This window comes from Ochrobactrum sp. SFR4 (assembly GCF_019730395.1).
Taxonomy (GTDB): Bacteria; Pseudomonadota; Alphaproteobacteria; order Rhizobiales; family Rhizobiaceae; genus Pseudochrobactrum.
Genome location: NZ_JAAPBB010001470.1, coordinates 1 through 231, shown reverse-complemented (window position 1 = coordinate 231; position 231 = coordinate 1). Strand labels below are relative to the sequence as shown.

1 protein-coding gene is annotated in these 231 nt (G+C 58.0%); it reads left to right on the top strand.

Annotated elements, in window-relative coordinates; genetic code table 11:
- A partial coding sequence (locus HBA93_RS23905) for a phosphotransferase (protein ID WP_221724863.1) occupies window positions 1-202 on the top strand: 202 nt, incomplete at its 5' end.
- Window positions 203-231: the final 29 nt, after the last annotated feature.

The following is a 231-nucleotide window of genomic DNA, read 5'->3' as shown; positions in this document are numbered from 1 at the left end:
GGAAAATGGCCGCTTTTCTGGATTCATCGACTGTGGCCGGCTGGGTGTGGCGGACCGCTATCAGGACATAGCGTTGGCTACCCGTGATATTGCTGAAGAGCTTGGCGGCGAATGGGCTGACCGCTTCCTCGTGCTTTACGGTATCGCCGCTCCCGATTCGCAGCGCATCGCCTTCTATCGCCTTCTTGACGAGTTCTTCTGAGCGGGACTCTGGGGTTCGAAATGACCGAC